Here is a 19,969-nt window from a genome sequence, read left to right as displayed (position 1 = left end):
ACCATGAATTCGTTGTCTGTCTTTGTACAGCTGATAGTGGGCGGGTTGGCCATCGGAAGTGTATACGGCCTCGTGGCTCTGGCTCATTCCATGATCTGGAGCGGTGTCCGGGTGGTTAACTTTGCCCAGGGTGAAATCTTCATGATAGCGGCTTCGGTATCCCTTATGTTCGTTACCGGAGAATGGGGAGCCCAGCTCCCCTTTATCCCCGCCGCGCTGATCGGGACCGCCGTATCGGCATTTTTCGGCTTTCTGATTTATATCCTGGTGATGCGGCCCACCACGAAAATCGGCTTTCTCTATGTTATCGGCGGCTGTGTCGGCGTTCAGATGCTGCTTCAGAATATCGCGATCCTTATCTGGGGATCCACCGGCCGGCCCTATCCCGCCATATTTCCCATGACGCCGGTGCAGATTTTCGGTGTGTATATCGTGCCCCAGGATGTTTTTGTCCTGTGCATCAGCCTGATCGCCGCGGGGCTCCTCTGGCTTTTCCTCACGAAAACGAAAACCGGAACCGCCATGCGGGCTTCCTCCCAGAACCGCGCTGTGGCGGGACTGATGGGGATCAGCCACATTAAAACCGACGCTCTCACCATTATCATCGCCAGCGGACTGGCCGGCCTCGCGGGAATCCTTCTGGCGCCGAAATTTTTCGTGACCCCCCAGATGGGGGCTATCATTAACTCAAAAGCCTTTACCGCGGCGGTTCTCGGCGGATTCGGCAACATTCCCGGAGCCGTTGTGGGGGGCCTGCTTCTGGGTATTGTTGAAAACCTCGCCGGCGGCCTGCTTTCGTCCCAGTTCAAGGATGCCACTTCCTTTATCATCCTCATTCTCATCATGATATTTAAACCAGGGGGACTGTTTGACGCCGGTCCCGGGAGGAAGGCATGAAGAATCCGCTGCTGCTGGTCAGAAAAAATAAAACCCTTACCTTGGTCGCGATTGTTGTCATAGGTCTTGCCCTGCTGTTTCTCGTGGGGGACCCCTATGTTTCGCATATAATCATCATCGGCGGGATTTACAGTTTTCTCGCCATTGGGCTCAATATTGTCACCGGCCTCTGCGGCCAGATAAACCTTGGTATGGCCGGTTTTTACGCCATTGGTTCATATACCTCGGCGATTCTGTCCTCCCGCCTGGGTGTCAGTTTCTGGCTCGCCTTTCCCGCGGCGATTGTGCTGTCCGCGGTGGCGGGACTCATCATCGGATATCCCGCGCTCAAGGTGCGGGGCGGGGTCTACCTCGTTTTGGTCACCACCAGTTTCGCCGGCATAATCCAGACCATCCTGACCCAGTGGATCAGCCTCACCAAGGGGCCCATGGGAATTGTGGGAATTGCCGCGCCGAGTTTCTTCGGGAAGGAAATCTACAGCCTGCAAGGGTGGCTCATCCTGGTGTACGCCCTGGTGATTGTGGCTACAATTCTGGGAGAACGGATCGAGAAATCCCGGGTGGGCCGGAGTCTCAAGGCTGTGCGGGAAAGTGATACCTCCGCCCAGAGTCTGGGCATCAACCTGGCGTACTACAAGATCCTGGCCTTTGTGCTTTCCGCTGCCTTCGGCGGCGCCGGCGGTTCCCTCTACGCCCATTATATGACCACCGTGAGTCCCGACATTTACAACATGAGTCTCAGCGTTCTCGTGCTGACCATGATCGTTGTGGGCGGCGTCGGTTCCATCCACGGATCTCTGCTCGGCGGCGTTGCCGTGGCGGTGCTTCCGGAAATACTCCGGCCCCTGGGCCAGTTCCAGATGGTGGTGTATTCCCTGCTGATCGTTATGGCAACCATTTTCCTCAAAAAGGGAATCATCGGACTCGGTATGGACGCGGGTAATTTCTTTGCCAGAACCTTCGGCTTGAGGAGAAAAAAGAATGGCTGACAATACTGTGCTGCTTGAGGCGAAGGGAATCGTAAAAAAATTCGGCGGGGTGGTCGCCCTGGACGGAGTGGATCTGACGGTGCGCGCCGGTGAAATCCGCGGCCTCATCGGTCCCAACGGATCCGGAAAAACCACCATGTTCAACGTGCTTACCGGCTATATCCCGGCCACCAGCGGGTCCATGCGGCTCGGCGGGGAAACTCTGGACAGGCTGCCCACCCACCGGCTCGCCCGGAAGGGCATTGCCCGGACCTTCCAGCATATTGAACTGTTTAAAGGAATGACGGTTCTCGACAATGTGGTGGTCGCTGCCCAATGCCGGGAAAAATCGAAACTCACCGGTGTGCTTCTGGGGCTGCCGGGTATAAAAAAGGATGAGGACCGGTTCCGGAAAAAGGCCGAAGAGGAGCTGGAATTTGTGGGCATTCACCAGTACAATGACCTCCAGGCCAGCGAGCTTTCCTACGGCCAGCAGCGCCTCGTTGAAATTACCCGGGCCCTCGCGACGGATCCTATTCTGCTGCTGCTGGATGAACCCGCGGCGGGTATGAATCCCACGGAAAAACAGGAACTGGCGAATCTGATCCGGAAAATCCGTGACCGGGGCATAACCGTAATCCTCATCGACCACGATATGAAAATGGTCTCGGATCTTGCGGACGAGATAACCGTCCTGGACTGCGGCAGAAAAATCGCCGAGGGCCTGCCCGAAGCGGTTCAGTCGGACGAAACCGTTATCGCGGCTTACCTCGGCGGTTCCGCGGACCTGGGGGCTTCCGGCGCGGGCGAACGGACGGTTCCCGGCAGCGCGGGGACGCTCCTGAAGCTCACCAATGTGGATACCTATTACGGCGCGGCGCATATCCTCAAGGATATCAGTTTTTCCGTGGCCGAGGGTGAATTCCTGGCCCTTATCGGCGCCAACGGCGCGGGCAAGACAACCCTGCTCAAAACCATCAGCGGTCTCCTGGTCCCGAAAAACGGAACCGTGGAATACCAGAATATGCCGGTAAACGGTGTGGCTCCCTTTAAACTGGTGGGCCGCGGCATGATCCATGTTCCGGAAGGCCGGGGGATTTTCCCGCAGCTTTCGGTAAAGGAAAATATCATGATGGGGGCGTTCCTCAGGAACGACAAAGCCGAGATTGAAAAAGATTACGAATACGCTCTGTCCCTGTTTCCCCGGCTCAAGGAGCGTATCACCCAGTTCGGCGGTTCCCTGTCCGGCGGTGAGCAGCAGATGCTCGCCATCGCCCGGGCGATGATGGCCCGCCCCAGAATGCTCCTCCTGGATGAACCTTCCATGGGACTGTCCCCGAAATTCACCGAGGAAGTTTTTAAGGTCATCCAGAAAATTTCCCGGGACGGCCAGACCATTATCCTGGTTGAACAGAATGCCAAAGCGGCGCTGGGTGTGGCTGACCGGGCTTTCGTGATTGAGGTCGGACAGATTGTCCTGGAAGGAAAGGCTTCCGAGCTTCTGAGCAATCCGAAGGTTAAGAGCGCCTATCTCGGCGGATAGGATTTCCGGCGCTGCTGGTAAGCCGCCTTGCCAAAAACAAAACCCCGGTGCAAGTCCGGGGTTTTGTTTTTTTGTTAACTGGTTATAAAACTCAGATCCTGAAGTAGATCCGCGCCTGCAGCGTCAGGGAGTGGAGCGCCCTGGAGTTCTGGCCGATCAAAGGAATGGCGTAGGTCATTTTGAATTCCAGCGGAAGCAGCGTGTTGGTCAGGAAGAAGGACACGTTGGGGGAAAGCTTCAGGAGGTACGTAGGATCCTCGCTGCCGAGATAGGACGCTACCGCGGCGGGAAGTTTATGGTCGAATGACAGACCCGGGGTCATCACGAAGGTTATGGGCAGCCCAGCGCTGAAGGTGAGCCCGTCGGTAAGGGTTGTTTCAAAGTTGGGTTCCAGTTCAAGGGTCAGATCCCAGCCGTAGCTGACATCCACATCATCCAGCAGGGGCTTTAACGCCGGATTCTGAGCCACCAGTCCCTGATATACAATGCTGTGGTCTTTAAATGATTTTTTGATAGGGAAATAAAGAAACTCACCGTAGAGGTTGATGTAGAACATTTTATTGATAAGTACGTCGAAGTACGCCCGGCTTCCGACCCCGAAGGCATGCTTGTCCGCGTTGGCTCCGGTCAGGGAGTCATTGGTAATTGCGCTTTTGAATTCATCCTCGAAATCATTGCCCGGGAGGGGGATCTTTACCCCCGGAGCAATAGCCGCGCGGAACATGGTGGATTTAACCGGCGCCTTCTCCCCCACAATCTGGATTTTGGCGCCCACAAAGAGGTCGTACAGGCCGTTGGCATCCACGTCATCGGAAGCTCCGATGGTAGTGTCCACTTCGGACCAGATGGTCCATCCCGGAACCCACTGCACCGCCGCCGTGATCCAGTCGAGAACTCCGTACTCAACCGCAAATCCGAGGTTGAATACCTTCAGCGCACCGTCACCATCATCGTATTTTTCGTATTCCCAGTCATCGTTGTATTCGCCGTTGGCAAACGCAAAGGTCGGCGCCACGTAGAACCGTCCCACCCGGGCAGGCATGGTCTTGGCATCATCGGCGAAGATGACGCTGCCGCAGCAGACCATACCAAGCAATACAAAAGCAATCGCTTTTCTCATAAAAAATTCCTCCTCTCTTGTTACAGGCATTTGCAGCCTGCTTCTTTATACTAGGCTGGAAGCCCATTCCTTTTCAATACAGCAATATAACAATGTGTTACCAGTCATTTACAGTGGTTCCGGCGCGGGATACCGGTTAAGCGGGATTAACAAAAACGGCCGGAATCTGATTGTATCAGAGTTATCCGGCCGTTTTTATGGAGAATAGGGGATTCGAACCCCTGGCCTGTTGATTGCGAACCAACCGCTCTAGCCAACTGAGCTAATTCCCCGGTACTCAGGAACTATACCAGAATGCGGTGAATGAATCAAGAGCGGCAATTTACAGTCCCGGGGGCCGCCATATAAAAAAACCGCAGAGTGGGTGCAGTATTCCCGGGCAAAAATGTAATCCCGCTCTGTAGCACTTAGGTCATATTTATATTAAGATCTATGCTGTCCCTGTGCGCCGGTGTACGCCGGTTCCTTCTGCCAGCACTTTCCGGAGGATCGTTTGGCTCTGTTTATTGTCTGCCTGTTATTAGCTGCTTTTTTTGTGACCGTCCACGCGGGGCTTATGATCGGTCTCATCCTTGAATGGCGCCGGGACAGGAATGCCCTATCAAAATCCCAGCCGGGTGAACCGCGGTTTCCCAGGGTCTCGGTGGTTATCCCCTTCCGCAATGAAAAAGAACGGATGCGGCCCCTTCTGGAAAGCCTGGCGGCCCAGGAATACCCGGAACTGGAATTCATATTTATTGACGACCGTTCATCGGACGGGGGAGGGGATCTTCTCCGGGATTTTGAAAAAAAAGTCCCCGCAATTCCGGTGACCCTGATCCGGCTTGAAGAAAACCCGGGGATAAACCGCAAACAGTATGCCCTTGCCCGGGGAATCGAAGCGGCGGACGGAGAGCTTTTTCTCTTTACCGACGCGGATTGTACGGTGCCTCCCGGCTGGGTATCGGCCATGGCCGCCCGGATGCGGAATCACGGGACAGGCATCACCATCGGGCCGGTTTTTAAAAAGGCTCAGGGCCGCGGGTTTTTCCAATTGTACCAGTGTTTCGATCACGCGGTACGGTATATGTATCTGGCGGCATCCACCGGCCTCGGCGCTGCCGGGGGCGGATTCGGGAACAATCTCATCCTCAGGCGCGAAGCCCTGGAAGCCGTGGGCGGATACGACGCGGTACCGCCGTCCCCCACGGAAGACGCGTCCCTCATCGCGCAGATCCGGGCCCGGTCCCGGTACAAAGTGAGGGCCGCCTGCGGCTCCGATGTCCATGTCATGACCCAGGGAGAACGGACCTGGAGGAATTTTGTCAGCCAAACCCTGCGCTGGAACAACGGAGGCCTTTTCAGTCCCGATTTTTCAACCCGGCTCAACTTCGGGTACCTCATGGCGGCCATATCATTGGGTATTCTCTGTATCGTTCCGGCGCTGTTTGTTCCCTGGGTTTGGCTGCTTCCCGCGGGGGTCTATATTTCCATGACCATGAACACCATAGCCGTTCTTGCCCTTTTCCGGGTCTCCCTTCCCAGGGCGGGACTTGCCTATATTTTCCAGCTTATTTTTACGCCCATGTACTTTACCTTCCTTACCATTCTCGGCGTCTTCGGGGTAAAGGCCCGCTGGAAGGGCGCGGATCTTTCCTGTCCGGACTGACGGTTCCCGGGCTTATCCGGACGGCCGGATCCTGACCGCTACAGCCTTCCGGCAATGGCGTCAATAAACTCCCATGAATCGAGGGCTTTTGCCGGGGCGGGATCCGCCAGGCGGAGCAGGTCACCGGTCATGTCCCCTTCTTCAATGGTCCTTAAGGTCGCTTTTTCCAGGCGCCGCGCAAAATCCGCGAGATCCGGGGTATTGTCAATCTCTCCCCGTTTCGCCAGGGCACCGGTCCACGCGAAAATCAGGGCCACCGGATTGGTGCTGGTCCGTTCTCCCTTCTGCCATCGGTAGTAGTGCTGCTGAACCGTCCCGTGGGCGGCTTCGTATTCCGTTGCCCCCGAGGGAGATACCAGGACGCTGGTCATCATGGCCAGGCTTCCCGCGGCGCTGGCGACCATATCGCTCATCACATCGCCGTCGTAGTTCTTGCACGCCCAGAGGAAGCCGCCGTCGCTCTTAACCACCCGGGCGACCGCGTCGTCAATGAGGGTATAAAAATACGAAATTCCCGCTTCCCGGCATTTTTCCTTGAATTCCTCTTCGTACACCCGGCTGAAAATTTCCTTAAAGCGGCCGTCGTAGGTCTTTGAAATGGTATCCTTGGTGGCGAACCAGACCGGGAGCTTTTCATCGATGGCATAGAGAAAACACGCCCGGGCGAAACTCCGGATGGACTCATCCAGGTTGTGCATGCCCTGGACGACCCCCGGCCCGGGCATCTCCGCCACGGTTACACGGGATTCCGTCCCATCCCGGCCGGTGTACACCAGCTCCACCGTCCCCGGTCCGGGCACGGCCATTTCCGCGTTTTTATAGACATCCCCGTAGGCGTGGCGGCCGATGGTGATGGGTTTCTTCCAGCTTGAAACACTGGGTTTTATTGACGATACCGCGATGGGCTTGCGGAATACCGTTCCGTCCAGTATTGCCCGGATGGTTGCGTTGGGACTCGGGTGGAGGGCTTTGAGGCCGTATTCTTCTTTCCGGGCGGCGTTGCTGGTGATGGTGGCGCATTTTACCCCCACACCGTACCGGAGGATGGCCTCCGCCGACTCCGCGGTAACCGCGTCGCCGGTGGCGTCCCGGTTCATGATCCCCAGGTCGTAGTATTCTGTTTTCAGATCCACGAAGGGAAGGATAAGTTTTTCCTTTACCAGAGCCCAGAGCACCCGGGTCATCTCGTCGCCGTCAATCTCAACCAGGGGTTCCTTCATTTCAATTAATGCCGCCATGTATGTCCTCCGAAAAAACTTGTCTGTACCTGATAGGGCAGTATACTGATAACAGGACTATTTTTCCAGTAAGATAGAGGGGGAGCACAGAGTCTGACAATCCGGAAAGCACCTGTGTTTACAGGTACTGCGGGGCCCGTCGGAGGAAAATGGTGTTGGCTCCTCGTCGGCCTGCGGCCTCGAAAGTCGTTTTATACGAGAGACCCGGCGCTACCCATTATGCCGGGTGCTTTCCGGCTTAACCGGCGCTGTGCTGCCCTGAGAAGAGGGCGGCTCCCCCTGACTTCAGCCTTGCCGCATTACGTGTGGAGTTTTGCGGAGCAAAACTCCTAAAAGACTTGCCGCCTCTGCGGCAAGTCTTACGTCACCCCCACTTCTGGTTTTTCAAGGAGATACCATGGCAGAACAAACTATCGAAGTTATCCTCGGGGATATTACGGCGCTGGCGGCGGATGCCATTGTGAACGCCGCCAACTCAAGCCTCCTCGGGGGCGGCGGCGTTGACGGAGCGATTCACCGGGCCGCTGGGCCGGGGCTTCTCGCTGAATGCCGGGAGATCGCGGCCCGTCAGGGCGGCTGCCCGGCGGGAGAAGCGGTTATTACCGGGGCGTATAATCTTTCCTGCAGAAGGGTTATCCATACCGTAGGTCCGGTCTGGAACGGCGGGAGCCGGGGTGAACCGGGACTGCTGGCTTCCTGCTACCGGAAAAGTCTGCTCCTGGCTCAAAGTGAGGGACTCGAAAGTATCGCCTTCCCCAATATCAGCACCGGGGTTTACCGTTATCCCAGACAGGCAGCCGCGGAAATTGCCTTTGACGCGGTGGTAAAAACCCTGCCGGAAGTTCCGGGAATCAGACGCGTTATTTTCGTATGTTTCGACCGCGAGAATTTCGGTATCTATGAAGATCTGAAAAAGAATATTATCTGAATTACCGCTGAGGTTTATAAAACTCCGGCGGCGCTGTTTTTTTACGGGGAAGCAATCTTTCAAAAAAATAATTGACACGTTTCAATATTCAGGCTTACAATGGCACAATCTTGTATGAATGTTCAATGAGGAGGCTGCATGAAACGGAAAATCTTAGCCATAGCACTGGTACTGTGCCTGGCGGCGATTTCATTCCTGAGCGCCGGCGGTTCCGGTGACAGTTCATCATCCGGTAAGATGGAACTGACATTTTTTTACCCCGTGCAGGTCGGGGGACCTTTGACCAAACTTATCGACCAGATATGCGATGATTTTACCAAGGAAAATCCCAATATCGTGATCAAGCCCGTGTATACCGGCAACTACGACGATACGGTGGTAAAAATCCAGACCGCAATCCAGGGCAAAAACCCGCCGGATTTCTTTATCAATCTGGCGACCCAGCGCTTCTCCATGGCCGCCTCGGGCGCGGCCATTCCCCTGGATGATCTTATCGCCGCTGACGGCGCTGCGGGTCAGGCGTATATCAATGATTTCCTTGAAGGCTTCATGGAAGATTCCTGGGTGGACGGAAAAATTTACAGCATCCCCTTCCAGCGGAGCACCATGGTTATGTTCTACAACAAGGACGCCTTCCGGGAAGCCGGCCTCGATCCGGAAAAGCCCCCGGTAACCTGGGCGCAGCTCGTTGAATATTCCCAGAAACTGACCAAGCGGGACGCCTCCGGGAATGTGCAGCGCTACGGCGTAGGGCTTGCCCTCAATTCCGGATCCGCACAGTGGGGTTTCACCGGGTTCGCCCTGCAGAATTCCGCGGACGGCCGCAACCTCATGAGCGAAGACGGCAAGAAAGTGTACTTCGATACGCCGGAAAACGTGGAAGCCCTCCAGTTCTGGCTGGATCTGCAGAACCGGTACAATGTTATGCAGAAGGGTATTGTCCAGTGGACCGATCTCCCCGGCCAGTTTTTGGCGGGCCAGGTTGCCATGATCTACCACACCACGGGGAATCTTACCAATATCAACAACAACGCGGATTTTGAATTCGGTGTGTGCTTCCTCCCGGGGAACAAGCGCCAGGCCGCTCCCACCGGCGGCGGCAACTTCTACATTTCCGCGGGTATCTCCCCGGAACGCCAGAAGGCCGCCTGGGAATTCATCAAGTTCGCCACCACCCCGGAACGGACCGCCCAGTGGAACGTGGATACCGGCTACGTGGCCACCCGCAAATCCGCCATGAATACCCAGATCATGAAGGACTACTACGCCAGTGTTCCCCAGGCCAAAGTGGCCTTTGACCAGATCCCCCTGGCCAAACCGGAACTGACCACCTACGACGCGGCCAGGATGTGGCGCATTCTCAACGACAACATCCAGTCCGCGGTTACCGGCGAAGCCACCGCCGCCCAGGCGCTCAGAACCGCCCAGACCCAGGCGGATGAAGCACTCCGGAGATACCAGTAATCACACCGCCGCGGGGCCGGAAAGCCCCGCGGTTTGAATTTAGGAGAATTGTCATGGCGCGAAAAGCCCTCCGGTCGCCCCTCAGTCCGGGACTGAAATCCAATGTCCTTGCCTGGGCGCTGCTGGCACCGGCTCTTGTGTTTCTGCTTTTATTTACAATATTTCCGATTTTCAGGAGCTTTTACCTGGGGCTTACCGAATACGCCCTGGGAATGCGGGAGCCGGAATTCATCGGGTTTAAAAATTACATCGACTTCGCAAAATCTCCGCTGTTCTGGAAAATAATGGGGAACACCCTGTATTTTTCGGTGCTGACGGTTATTCCCAGTATGGTAATCGGCCTCGGCCTGGCCATGCTGGTAAACAGGAAAATCAAAGGCGTCGGATTCCTGCGGACGGCTTTCTTTTATCCCGTGGTTATGCCCATGATCGCCATCGCCAGCATCTGGCTGTTCATCTATATGGCCAATACCGGAATGCTGGACCAGTTTCTGGTAAAAATCGGCCTAAAACCCCTGGATGTACTCTCCAACCGGAATACGGTGCTCCCCTCTATGTCCGTAATGTATGTATGGAAGGAAGCGGGATACCTCATGATTTTTTTCCTGTCGGGACTCCAGAATATCAATGTTGAAATGTACGAAGCCGCCACCATTGACGGCGCCCGGCCGTGGACGGTTTTCCGCAAGATAACCCTGCCGCTCCTGGGGCCGACCCTGCTGTTTGTTTCAACCATTGCCATAACCAACAGCATAAAACTGGTGGACCATATCGTAATCATGACCGAGGGCGCGCCGAACAACGCCAGTACCTTGCTGCTGTACTACATTTACCAGCAGGGTTTTATTTTCTTTGACCAGGCCAAAGCGTCGGCGCTGACGGTGATTATGCTGGTGATCATGCTTTTCGTTTCCATGCTGCAGTTTCTCAAGACCGACAGCAGGATCCATTACAACTAGGGGAAAATTCAAATGCGCAAAAACCAAATTCCGGTCCTTACAGCGGGAATTATCCTCGCCCTTATCTGGCTTATTCCGCTGGTGTGGATGGTGGGAACCGCTTTTACCGAAGCTTCATTTATCATGTCTATTTTTCCCAAGGCCAAACCGACGCTGGACAATATCAAGTACGTCTGGAACGCCGTACCCTTTGCCCAGTATTACCTCAACACCATAACCATTGTGGTCTGTACCTACGGTGTCCAGTTTGTAACCGTCACCATGGCCGCCTATGCCCTGGCGGTGCTCAAATTCAAGGGTGAAAAACTGGTGTTCCTTATAATCTTCGCCCAGATCATCATTCCCAATGATGTTCTCATAAGCCCGAATTACATGACCCTCAGCGATCTGGGACTGACGGATACGAAGCTCGGCATCATGCTGCCGTTCTTCGGAAGCGCCATGGGCATATTCCTGCTCCGGCAGAATTTCAAGACCATTCCCCGGGCCCTGGCGGAAGCGGCGGTTATCGACGGCTGCAATACCTTCCAGGTGATTACCAATGTCTACGTTCCCAGCGCCAAGACCGCGTACATTTCCTTCGGCCTGGTATCCGTCAGCTACCACTGGAACAACTTCCTCTGGCCTCTGATCGTCACGAATTCACCGGAGAACAGGACCCTGACGGTGGGGCTTGCCCTGTTCGCCAAGTCCAAGGAAGCGGTCATGCAGTGGGCCAATGTGTGCGCCGCCACATTCATTATCTGCGCCCCCCTGGTGATACTCTTTTTTATATTCCAGAAGAAATTTATCAACAGCTTTGTGAGCTCAGGCATCAAGTAAGGCATTGAAGGATACTGCGATGGATATACAATTTCTTGGGCTTGGTTCGGCTTTTAATCCGGCGATGGGAAATACCAATGCGGTTTTTACCCGGAAGGATCATTTTTACATCCTCGACTGCGGGGAGACCGCCTTCGGGCGGCTCTGGGACAGTCCCGACTTTGTAGGGGCTTCCCAGGTCACCGTGGCTTTGACCCATCTGCACTGTGACCATGTGGGCAGCCTCGCTTCGCTTATCTCATACAGCTATTACGTTCTGGGAAAAAACATTCGGGTTCTCCATCCTCTGGAAACAGCGGTGCAGCTTCTGGATCTTATGGGCATTGAACGGTTCTGCTACCGCCACGTTCCCCAGCTGTCAGGCGGCGGGGAGGCTGTTTCCTTCGAGTCGGTGACGGTGGAGCACGTGGATAATATGGTCTGTTTCGGATATATCATCAGCAGCCCGGAAGAACGGATCTACTATTCCGGGGACGCCAGATTCGTACCCGACACGGTGGTCTCACAATTTCTGGAAGGTTCAATTTCCCGGATTTACCAGGATACGGCCCTGAAGAACGGGGACCATCCGACCCATGGGAGTCTGGACTATCTTGAAAGCATCTTCCCGGAAAAAACCCGGAACCGGATTTTCTGTATGCATCTGGATTCGGACTACCGGGATCTGCTCCGGGAAAAAGGCTTCGGCCTGGCGGAACTGTACCGGCCCGGCGCCGGCGGAAACTGCCTTTAGCCGGGCGGAGCAGAACCTTTGGCCGTTTCAATTCCGCGTCCCGTTTTTGCGGTCAGCCGTGGAGCAGGCTCCGGGCCACGGATTTGTATTCATCCGCCACATTCTGCATGGCCTCTTCGGCGGTGATCACCCCGGCCAGGGCGTTTTTTATTTCCCGTCCCAGGATGCTGAGGAAGCGGCGGTCGTCAAAGGGCGCGTTGTTGCGTGACGGTGTCCGCCGGTAATTCGACAGGGAAAAGCATTCCTTGGAAAGCTCCAGCCATGGATAGGCGTCGATTATTTCGTAGTTGTCGAAGGATTCCCGGCAGGGGGGCACACTGCCCAGGAGCGTCCTGGCGGAGGACATGGGTTCATCGCAGATCCAAGTTATGTACGCCAGGGCTTCCTTTGGGTATTTGCTGAATTTTGAAACCCCCAGAGCGCCGCCGCCGAGCACGGGGTTGCCCCCGGGAACCACCGCGTATCCCACTTTGTTGATCACCCGGGATGACCGCCCGAAAATACCCGAGGCGAAGTTGCTGTACAGAATGGTCATGGCCACACCGCCGTCGGAGAATTCCCGGGCCGCGTCGGTCCACCAGGAAGAGCAGGGGATCCGGGCGTATGCCTGAATTTCGAGCAGATCCTTCATCGCCCGGATGCCGGCGCTGCCCGTCACCAGGGGAGCGCCGGTGTCGTCGAACAAGGCGTCGGTATAGCTGAAATACCGGGTCAGGAATTCCGTGGCCGCCACCCCGGTGCTTCCCAGGGTCAGGGTGCTGCCGAACTCCACCGGGGATTGGGGATTTTCCCCTGCCGTAAAGAACCGGGCTATCCGGTTGTATTCCGCAAAATTCCGCGGCGGAACCAGGGGCGTTTTGTATTTTTCCTGGTACAGCCGTTTGAGTACCGTGCTTTCGAAGAGGTCCCTGCGATAAAAGAGCATCTGGGTGCTGGGCGTGACCGGGAGCGTATACAGGATATCTTCCACAAAAAAATACTGCCGGCTCAGGCCTTCGATATATTTTCCCTCATCCATGTCCAGGTCCGGTTCAATATCCCTGAGAGGCCGGAGAATCCGCGGGGCAAACCAGGGAAGCATGGTGCTGTCCAGACGGATCACATCGTAAATACTGGATTTTCCCATGGAGCTGATTACCTCGTGGAGTTCATCGTAGGAAAAAATTGAAATATGAACCGCGATACCCGTCGCCTGCGTAAAAAGCCGGGAAAGGGTTTTCATGGCATCCGCGGTGGGACTTTCCAAAGTAAGGATGTGGAGCTTTTCCGCGGCGGTCCGGGAAAAAGACGGGCCCTTGTACCATTGCCTGAAACCGGTATTTTCCAGAACGGTCCGCCGGCGGGTGGTTTTCCCTTCCGTATTCTCAATAAGATGCTGGGCCGCGGTTTTGCCCATGAGCCGGTAATTAAGCTCATATTTATGGTAGATATTTTCCGGCATGGTAAACAGCGGCAGAACCGTGGTAATGGTGGTCTGCATCGCGGGGAAAAAGGTCTGGTACACATCCCGGACGGTCCGGGCAAATCCATGGTTGGTGGAAAAAATCTCCTGGATTTTTTTTATATCCATCAGCTGCATAGCGCTCTGGTACCGGCGGAAGAGATTCGTTTCAATATGGTGCAGGGTGCAGGAACTGTTTCTTTTTAACTCCGCCGTAAAGGCGTCGAAGAAATCTTTTTCATTAGAAAACTCCAGGCTGCCGGTAAGCAGCGCCAGGGAAGTCAGCTTTTTTTCAACCGCCGCCGCGGCCAGGGCTTTGCCCGCGGCTTTAAAATCAAAGCCGATATAGTTGCAGGGAAAAGGCTGGTCCCGTTCGGCGAAGAGCAGTTCCCATTCGGAAAATCCCAGTTCCCGGATATCCCCGGCAGTCAGGTGAAGGCACGAAAAGACCGCCGCCCCGGCGGCCATACTGGAACGGATCTGGTTAAAAATAGAACGCTCCGTATCGGGATCGTCGTTGGAAATATAGGGAGTCACAGTGTAGCCCTGATTTTCCGCGAAGGCTTTAAACGAAATAAGAAAATCCTCGTACTGCCTGAACCGGATATTCGGAAGCACCACCGCCAGGATCCTGCCCTTTCCCTGGCGCAGAATTTTCGCCCGTTCGTTGATGATGTATCCGAGTTTCGCCGCCGCGTCCTGTACAAGTTTGATTTTTTCGCTGCTGACGTTTCCCTTGCCGTTGAGTACGTGGGATACCGTACCCTGGGAAACCCCCGCGAGCTGGGCTATATCCTTAATAGTCGCCATTCATCCCTACCTCTTCAATGAATTATACCACCGGAATCGCCGGGGATAAAGGCAGGATGCCTGTCGTATAAGCAACTCTCAGTACAGAAGTATGGATGAGGGGGAGCGCTTGGTCTGACAAGCCGGAAATGACCCGGCCGTAACGGTAACGCCGGGTCATTTCCGGCTCAACCGGCTCTGTACTGCCCTGCGCGGGAGGGCTGCTCCCCCTGGCTCCAGCCTTGCCGCGCCATCAAGGCGTGCCGCCAGGGGAAGCAAGTCTTACGCCACCCCCGCTTCTGGTTCCTGGGAGCGGCTGCATCTGTTTTCCCTCGTTAGCCGCCATTCCCAATAGGAATGCATTTTTTATGATACCTACCGTTAGGTATAGACACTTTCCGGTTTAGCCGGTTCGATGCCGATCTTCGCGGGCAACGCGTGTTCCGCCTTTGATAGGGGCACCAGGTTTTTATACCGCGGTTGTCCCGGAGAGGCCGGCGAGAAAGGTCCGCAGCTTTTCTCCGTGTTCTCCGGGCAGTTCCAGGGTCTTCAGCCGGGATTTTTCCCCGGACCGGATGGTTATATCCTTTTTCGGGATTCCCAGCATTTTCGCCAGGAAATTCCGGAGTTCACCATTGGCTTTTCCGTCCTCAGGGGCGGCAGCTATTTTTATCCTGAGGCGGTTTTCCTGGATTCCCGCTACGCAGGATTTCGAAGAACCCGGAACAACCTTAATATCGAGGAACACCGACTCCCCTGATTCCCTCAAACATCCGGTCACCGCCGGCCTCCCGGGGGGAGCCACTGGAGCCTGCCGATTTCCCAGGCAAAGGAAAAGTCTCCGGAACCGGAACCCAGGGGTATGACTGCCATATTGGCCAGGGCGGCTGCCCGGAATGAAAAATCCGGTATACCGGGGTAGGTTCCGGGTTTTTCCCGGTAAAATAAAAATCCCAGGATAGAGGGCGAACATGGGGAAACCATCTCAGGACAGCTGAATTCCCGGAGGGGCAGGTCCAGTGACGGACCGGACAGAACCGGGAGGCCGGGAATATCCAGGGATGCCCAGGGACCGCTGTGTATTTTCCCCTGGGGATCTCCGCCATTGATCCGGACACGGAGGGCCTGCGCCGTCTCTTTCAGAACACTGAAGGGCAGTGGCTCCCGCACTGCCGCCAGGGGCGATACCAGGGGAAATGAGTAAACCCCGTGGAATCCCCGCCGGAAAAAACCTTCCTTGTATCCGCGGAGCAGAATCCGGGTATCCCGGTGGGGGATGAGAACAATCAATCTGACCGGTGATGCGCAAGACTCATTCATGTTTCTTTGCCGGCTGTTATAATCCGGGTGCCCTGTTTATTCATGTTTTCAAGAAATGCCTTTCATGCTATACTTTCTCCGGACCGTAACTATACACCCTTACTAGTATACAAAGGAAGCATGATGAAATATAAGACTAAGCTGCTTGTAGACCGTTTTTCGGAGATTTTTTCGGGGTGGCCCGGGGTAGAATGTGTCGCCCTCAACGAAGCAGCTCTGCCGGATACGCTGGATCCGTATTTTGCGCTCATTATGGATGTGTATTATACCGATACGATTCCCGGTTCCGAAGAGCGGTACAGCCAGTTCGGGACTGATATTCTTGCTTTTGAAACATCCCATTTTGGCAGCAAAGACCGTTTCCTTATAGGTGATGTACCGGTCCGTCTGGAATATAAATCAACCCAGACAATAAATGAATTTGTATCCATCGCCGATACGGATCTTGGCCGTATCTGGTTTATAAAAGACTCGGGAACCTACGGGTATTACCGCCTTGCCAAAGGGGAAGTCCTTTTCTGCAGGAACAATTGGATGGCCGGAATCCGGGAGCGCCTGGCAAAACTGAGTCCGGAATTCTGGCAGCAGATGCGGGGCGCGAGTCAGTCCAGAATGGAACACTTCCTGAGCGATCTGGGGGCGGCGTTCATCCAGGAGGATGACTTCCATTACCTGATTTCATCATCGGGATTCATAAAAAACGCGTGCCTTACGCTTTTCTGCATAAACCGTTGTTTTGAACCGTCCCACCGCGCATACTATAAACAGGTACTGGATCTTCCCGTGCTGCCGGAAGCCTTCGCCGCCCGGCTGGAAAGTTTTCTCAGGAATGACGCCGAGATGACTATAGAGCGGAAATACAACCTTGCCCAGCTTATTGCCCGGAGTATCGTGGGCCTTTAAAAATCCTGGAGTCGCAATGAAAAAAAAAGGTCTCCCCTCCGAAGTTTTTCCCGGAGGACAGTCGTTTCCGCTGCGGATGTGTTTTATCGCAGCGCTGGTTTTTTTATCTTTCTTTTCGTGTTCCTATAAAAAAGCCGCGGCGATCCCTCTGGCCGGCAGCGGAAGTGTACTCTACGCCCATTCAAAGGATGCCCTGGAAGGAGTCATCCGGTTTTCCGAACCCGCTGTTCTGACCTATACCCTGGAACCGGCTGCGGCGGTCCCGGAGGACCAGTCCCTGGAAATTGTATATTCACTGACCGTACCCGACGGAACCCCGGCTGCCGATGGCGCCGCCGTCTCCCGGTGGGAATCGGATTATTTCGTTGTACTCCGGATAGACGGGGATACCGCCTGGGCGCTTCCGCTTTCCGGTGCCTTTCTCGGTATGGATGGCACATTCCGCCTGATGCGGTACGCGGTACCCCTAACGGTCCGGGATTTGGCCGGCATTACCCTCGGCCTTGAGAAAAAGGATGGCACCGGGGAATCCGGAGCCGAAGAAAAGCCGGAACTTATCTTTGAGCTGAAATCCCTGGAACTGCAGGACCGGTGGTTCGGCTTTTTCCGGGACGGGGACAACCTCCACGCGACCCCGTTTGTTTCCGCCGAAACAGCGGGGACCGAAACCGCCGTTACGGTTAATCCTCCGGCGGATTACCGCACCGGAATTCCCGTGGAAATTTCCCTGTCGGGAATCAGCGCCAGGGCCGCGCTCACCGCCGGTACGGGCCGGTACGATTATTCGCCCATCATCGGCGGCGCCGCCGAATTCCTGACCATACCGCCGGGAGCCCTGCCGGAAAATCCTTTCCCGGTGAAGTATTCCGGGGCAGGGGGGATCGATTCCCTGGAAGTGCGGCCCGGCGGGCAAAGGGTGTTCCCCGGGGAGCCGGTCATCGCCGATCCCGGAATAATCCTGTATTATCCGGAGTCCGCCTGGCGGGACCCGCGGTATGAGCTGTTCCAGTGGGACCGGTTTCCGGAGGTCATCATATTCGATACCGCCGACTACGCTGTCCAGGACCTGCTTTTTAAACGCCTGGCGTTTTTCGTTGAAAAGGCGGGCTTCCGGGGCAGGCTCGCCCCCGACAGCGAAATCGCGCACCTCCATGGCTGGAACGCCCACGATTACCGGGCAGAAGACCTGGCCCGGTTCTTTGAGGAAGCCCGGAGAACCGGCTTTCCCCTTAACCGGGAGGAACGGGAACTGGAGCAGATTCTCCTGGAGCGGGGGATACTTTTAAAAGGACGGGACAACGGCATCACCCCGGGAACCGGGGCGGTGGTATCAATCTCGCGGCAGTCCGAGGGCTACCTGAGGTCCCTTTTTATGGTCCACGAATCCTTTCACGGCATCTTTTTCATTAAGGAAGATTTCCGGGATTTTTCCCTGGACCGGTGGGAACGGCTCGATCCCGCGGCCCGGCGGTTTATTTCAGCGTATTTCGACTACAACCGGTACGATACGGCGGATACCTATCTTATGATGAATGAACTCATGGCGTACTGCCTCCAGCAGCCCGTTTCCCGGGCGGGCCAGTACTTCGGAAAAACCATTGCCTCCAGGCTCGAAAACGATCCCCGGCGTTCCGGGGCGCTTCCCGAAAAGGATGAGGAAAGCGGAACCTGGCCCCTGCTGGGTGACCTGTTTACCCGGGAAGCGGAAGCGTTTTCGGGTTTCGTCCGGAGCCGGTACGGCCTGACCGCGGGAAGGGTCTGGCGGGTTTACCAGATGTCGCTGTAGACAATCTGGGATTTTTTGCTTTTACTCTGTTCGTACGCATTGATGCCCACATTGTAGCGGCGTTCCGTTTCCAGGGTTGTGGGCGGACCGTGGCCGGGCAGAACCGTAAAATCACCGGGAAGCGAAAGGATTTTGCTCCGCAGGGCGGTCATCTGTACGGACGCTCCGTAGGAACTGGCGGTGGTCCCCACCAGGCCGGCGCTCAGGGCGTCTCCGGTAAACAGCATGTGGCTGATTTTGAAAACCGCGGAATCCGAGGAATGGCCGGGGACCGTAATCACCTCAACTTTGAAAGGCCCTATGGTCAGTTTTCCACCGTCCTTTACCCGGACGGTCCGGTATTCGGAAATTATATGGTTAACCGCGTAAATATCGGCATTGTATATCTTCTTTAAAGTCCGCAGCCCGTGGACGTGGTTAAGATGGTCATGGGTTATCAGAACCCCCCTCAGGGCGTAGTCATTGTCTTCTATAAAACTCACTATCTGATCATCCATGCATCCGGGATCAACAATCAGAGCTTCCCGGAGATCACCGCTGCCGGTTCCATCCCCGGAAAAATCCGTTCCCAGAAGGTAGCAGTTGCTGAATCCCGCCAGACAGTAATGAAAAAACAGCTTCATCTATTCCTCCAGCTCAAACACCGCTTCGGCGGTGTTTGAGGATTTAAAGGAAACCCCTTCCTGCCGGGCTTTAATAAAAAAGGTCTTTTTTACATTGCAGTCTATAAAATCGGAATGGGTTATATTCGCGTCAATAAACCGGCTGTTATACAGATTTGAATTATTGAACGTTGCGTGTTCAATGGTTGCGCCGCAGTAATTGAGGTGTACCAGCTCCGAACCTTCAAAGGTGCAGTCCTGGATTTTTGTTCCCCCAAAGGAGACAAACTGCAGGTCACAGGAGGAGAAATCACATTCCAGGAACGATGAAAAATCAAAAAAACACATCCTCATAAACGAACGGGTAAAAAGGCACCGGGAAAAATTGGCATTGTTAAAATTGCATCCAAAAAAACGGCGGTTTGAGAAATCAACTCCCTCAAAAAAAAGCCCCGGAGCACTGAGATCCTTGATCGTACCAAACTGCTGAATCTCGGTGATGATCCTTTCGGCTTCAGCTTCCCGGTTCGCGGTATGGACCGCGCAGGTATTGGAACCGGATATCGCCGGCCTTCCGCATCCCGCGGCACAGGGCACATTGGTAAACATACCCTAATAATATGTCTCCGGATTCGCTTGCGCAAGGGGGCACAGGGTATGAGGGGGAGCACAGAGTCTGACAAGCCGGAAAGCACCCGTGTATACAGGTACTCCGACACCCGGCGCTACCCATTACGGCGGGTGCTTTCCGGCTCAACCGGCTCTATGCTGCCCTTTCAAGAGGGCTGCTCCCCCTGGTTCCAAACCT

Annotated in this window: 18 protein-coding genes and 1 tRNA gene; 11 read left to right on the top strand and 8 right to left on the bottom strand. The window is 55.2% G+C overall.

The window, feature by feature from the left end; genetic code table 11:
* The first annotated feature begins 3 nt into the window (after positions 1-3).
* From JFL75_RS06745 to JFL75_RS20960, 3 genes are read left to right on the top strand one after another with little or no spacing between them, the layout of a single operon-like run.
* A complete protein-coding gene (locus JFL75_RS06745) occupies positions 4-897 on the top strand; it encodes a branched-chain amino acid ABC transporter permease (protein WP_215625917.1) in 894 nt (297 codons plus the stop codon).
* Positions 894-1,886 (top strand): branched-chain amino acid ABC transporter permease, encoded by a 993-nt coding sequence (locus JFL75_RS06740; RefSeq protein WP_215625916.1) that lies wholly within the window; start codon positions 894-896, stop codon positions 1,884-1,886. Before JFL75_RS06745 ends, JFL75_RS06740 begins: the two co-directional genes overlap by 4 nt.
* Positions 1,879-3,408: an ATP-binding cassette domain-containing protein gene (locus JFL75_RS20960; RefSeq protein WP_215625915.1), complete on the top strand. Its 1,530-nt coding sequence runs from the start codon at positions 1,879-1,881 to the stop codon at positions 3,406-3,408. Before JFL75_RS06740 ends, JFL75_RS20960 begins: the two co-directional genes overlap by 8 nt.
* A 91-nt stretch (positions 3,409-3,499) precedes the next feature.
* Here JFL75_RS20960 and JFL75_RS06725 read toward each other — a convergent pair whose 3' ends face one another.
* Together JFL75_RS06725 and JFL75_RS06720 are read right to left on the bottom strand one after the other, a co-directional pair.
* Positions 3,500-4,528 carry a hypothetical protein gene (locus JFL75_RS06725; RefSeq protein ID WP_215625914.1) on the bottom strand — a complete coding sequence of 343 codons (1,029 nt, stop codon included), beginning with the start codon at positions 4,526-4,528 and terminating at the stop codon, positions 3,500-3,502.
* A 198-nt stretch (positions 4,529-4,726) separates the two neighbouring features.
* A tRNA-Ala gene (locus JFL75_RS06720) sits at positions 4,727-4,800 on the bottom strand.
* Between the two features lie 221 nt (positions 4,801-5,021).
* On the opposite strand from JFL75_RS06720, the gene JFL75_RS06715 reads away from it, so the two are divergent.
* Positions 5,022-6,176, top strand: a complete 1,155-nt coding sequence (locus tag JFL75_RS06715; protein WP_223292787.1) for a glycosyltransferase — start codon at positions 5,022-5,024, stop codon at positions 6,174-6,176.
* A gap of 38 nt (positions 6,177-6,214) precedes the next feature.
* On the opposite strand, the gene JFL75_RS06710 is transcribed toward JFL75_RS06715, so the two are convergent.
* Positions 6,215-7,414, bottom strand: a complete 1,200-nt coding sequence (locus JFL75_RS06710) for an NADP-dependent isocitrate dehydrogenase (protein ID WP_215625913.1) — start codon at positions 7,412-7,414, stop codon at positions 6,215-6,217.
* 397 nt (positions 7,415-7,811) lie between these two features.
* Here JFL75_RS06710 and JFL75_RS06705 point away from each other — a divergent pair, with 397 nt between their 5' ends.
* The 5 genes from JFL75_RS06705 to JFL75_RS06685 all read left to right on the top strand — a co-directional run bounded on the left by JFL75_RS06705 (position 7,812) and on the right by JFL75_RS06685 (position 12,320).
* Entirely contained in the window at positions 7,812-8,342 is a 531-nt protein-coding gene (locus JFL75_RS06705; RefSeq protein WP_215625912.1) for an O-acetyl-ADP-ribose deacetylase, read from the top strand.
* A gap of 138 nt (positions 8,343-8,480) precedes the next feature.
* Positions 8,481-9,806, top strand: coding sequence for an ABC transporter substrate-binding protein (locus JFL75_RS06700; protein ID WP_215625911.1), 1,326 nt, complete (start codon positions 8,481-8,483; stop codon positions 9,804-9,806).
* 53 nt (positions 9,807-9,859) lie between these two features.
* Entirely contained in the window at positions 9,860-10,765 is a 906-nt protein-coding gene (locus tag JFL75_RS06695) for a carbohydrate ABC transporter permease (protein WP_215625910.1), read from the top strand.
* 12 nt (positions 10,766-10,777) lie between these two features.
* Entirely contained in the window at positions 10,778-11,587 is an 810-nt protein-coding gene (locus JFL75_RS06690) for a carbohydrate ABC transporter permease (RefSeq protein ID WP_215625909.1), read from the top strand.
* 19 nt (positions 11,588-11,606) lie between these two features.
* Positions 11,607-12,320: an MBL fold metallo-hydrolase gene (locus JFL75_RS06685; protein WP_215625908.1), complete on the top strand. Its 714-nt coding sequence runs from the start codon at positions 11,607-11,609 to the stop codon at positions 12,318-12,320.
* Between the two features lie 52 nt (positions 12,321-12,372).
* On the opposite strand, the gene JFL75_RS06680 is transcribed toward JFL75_RS06685, so the two are convergent.
* From JFL75_RS06680 to JFL75_RS06670, 3 genes are all read right to left on the bottom strand, one after another.
* Complete coding sequence (locus JFL75_RS06680) at positions 12,373-14,571, bottom strand: extracellular solute-binding protein (protein WP_215625907.1); 2,199 nt, start codon at positions 14,569-14,571, stop codon at positions 12,373-12,375.
* A 448-nt stretch (positions 14,572-15,019) separates the two neighbouring features.
* On the bottom strand, positions 15,020-15,331 hold the full coding sequence (locus JFL75_RS06675; protein ID WP_215625906.1) for a DUF167 domain-containing protein: 312 nt from the start codon (positions 15,329-15,331) through the stop codon (positions 15,020-15,022).
* The gene (locus JFL75_RS06670) at positions 15,328-15,870 is read right to left on the bottom strand and encodes a hypothetical protein (protein WP_215625905.1); all 543 of its coding nucleotides are present in this window, start codon (positions 15,868-15,870) and stop codon (positions 15,328-15,330) included. Before JFL75_RS06670 ends, JFL75_RS06675 begins: the two co-directional genes overlap by 4 nt.
* 120 nt (positions 15,871-15,990) lie before the next feature.
* Here JFL75_RS06670 and JFL75_RS06665 point away from each other — a divergent pair, with 120 nt between their 5' ends.
* On the top strand, positions 15,991-16,773 hold the full coding sequence (locus JFL75_RS06665; protein WP_223292786.1) for a DUF4037 domain-containing protein: 783 nt from the start codon (positions 15,991-15,993) through the stop codon (positions 16,771-16,773).
* Positions 16,774-16,789: 16 nt separating this feature from the next.
* The gene (locus JFL75_RS06660; protein WP_223292785.1) at positions 16,790-18,559 is read left to right on the top strand and encodes a hypothetical protein; all 1,770 of its coding nucleotides are present in this window, start codon (positions 16,790-16,792) and stop codon (positions 18,557-18,559) included.
* On the opposite strand, the gene JFL75_RS06655 is transcribed toward JFL75_RS06660, so the two are convergent.
* Together JFL75_RS06655 and JFL75_RS06650 are read right to left on the bottom strand one after the other, a co-directional pair.
* A complete protein-coding gene (locus tag JFL75_RS06655; protein WP_215625904.1) occupies positions 18,541-19,182 on the bottom strand; it encodes an MBL fold metallo-hydrolase in 642 nt (213 codons plus the stop codon). The two genes, JFL75_RS06660 and JFL75_RS06655, sit on opposite strands and share 19 nt — an antisense overlap.
* Positions 19,183-19,770, bottom strand: coding sequence for a pentapeptide repeat-containing protein (locus tag JFL75_RS06650; RefSeq protein WP_215625903.1), 588 nt, complete (start codon positions 19,768-19,770; stop codon positions 19,183-19,185). It abuts the gene before it with no gap.
* Positions 19,771-19,969: the final 199 nt, after the last annotated feature.

Origin of the sequence: Breznakiella homolactica (assembly GCF_016616095.2) — a bacterium.
GTDB classification, from domain to species: Bacteria; Spirochaetota; Spirochaetia; order Treponematales; family Breznakiellaceae; genus Breznakiella; species Breznakiella homolactica.
Note: the sequence above shows the minus strand (reverse complement) of the source record. Positions and strands in the feature narration are given on the sequence as shown.

Excerpts from the sequence above, each read along its gene's own strand:
- JFL75_RS06700 (WP_215625911.1), top strand. The coding sequence starts at position 8,481 with ATGAAACGGAAAATCTTAGCCATAGCACTGGTACTGTGCCTGGCGGCG.
- JFL75_RS06740 (WP_215625916.1), top strand. The coding sequence starts at position 894 with ATGAAGAATCCGCTGCTGCTGGTCAGAAAAAATAAAACCCTTACCTTG.
- JFL75_RS06685 (WP_215625908.1), top strand. The coding sequence starts at position 11,607 with ATGGATATACAATTTCTTGGGCTTGGTTCGGCTTTTAATCCGGCGATG.
- JFL75_RS06665 (WP_223292786.1), top strand. The coding sequence starts at position 15,991 with ATGATGAAATATAAGACTAAGCTGCTTGTAGACCGTTTTTCGGAGATT.
- JFL75_RS06690 (WP_215625909.1), top strand. The coding sequence starts at position 10,778 with ATGCGCAAAAACCAAATTCCGGTCCTTACAGCGGGAATTATCCTCGCC.
- JFL75_RS06745 (WP_215625917.1), top strand. The coding sequence starts at position 4 with ATGAATTCGTTGTCTGTCTTTGTACAGCTGATAGTGGGCGGGTTGGCC.
- JFL75_RS06710 (WP_215625913.1), bottom strand. The coding sequence starts at position 7,414 with ATGGCGGCATTAATTGAAATGAAGGAACCCCTGGTTGAGATTGACGGC.
- JFL75_RS06670 (WP_215625905.1), bottom strand. The coding sequence starts at position 15,870 with ATGAATGAGTCTTGCGCATCACCGGTCAGATTGATTGTTCTCATCCCC.
- JFL75_RS06660 (WP_223292785.1), top strand. The coding sequence starts at position 16,790 with ATGAAAAAAAAAGGTCTCCCCTCCGAAGTTTTTCCCGGAGGACAGTCG.
- JFL75_RS06650 (WP_215625903.1), bottom strand. The coding sequence starts at position 19,770 with ATGTTTACCAATGTGCCCTGTGCCGCGGGATGCGGAAGGCCGGCGATA.
- JFL75_RS20960 (WP_215625915.1), top strand. The coding sequence starts at position 1,879 with ATGGCTGACAATACTGTGCTGCTTGAGGCGAAGGGAATCGTAAAAAAA.
- JFL75_RS06655 (WP_215625904.1), bottom strand. The coding sequence starts at position 19,182 with ATGAAGCTGTTTTTTCATTACTGTCTGGCGGGATTCAGCAACTGCTAC.
- JFL75_RS06680 (WP_215625907.1), bottom strand. The coding sequence starts at position 14,571 with ATGGCGACTATTAAGGATATAGCCCAGCTCGCGGGGGTTTCCCAGGGT.
- JFL75_RS06705 (WP_215625912.1), top strand. The coding sequence starts at position 7,812 with ATGGCAGAACAAACTATCGAAGTTATCCTCGGGGATATTACGGCGCTG.
- JFL75_RS06725 (WP_215625914.1), bottom strand. The coding sequence starts at position 4,528 with ATGAGAAAAGCGATTGCTTTTGTATTGCTTGGTATGGTCTGCTGCGGC.
- JFL75_RS06695 (WP_215625910.1), top strand. The coding sequence starts at position 9,860 with ATGGCGCGAAAAGCCCTCCGGTCGCCCCTCAGTCCGGGACTGAAATCC.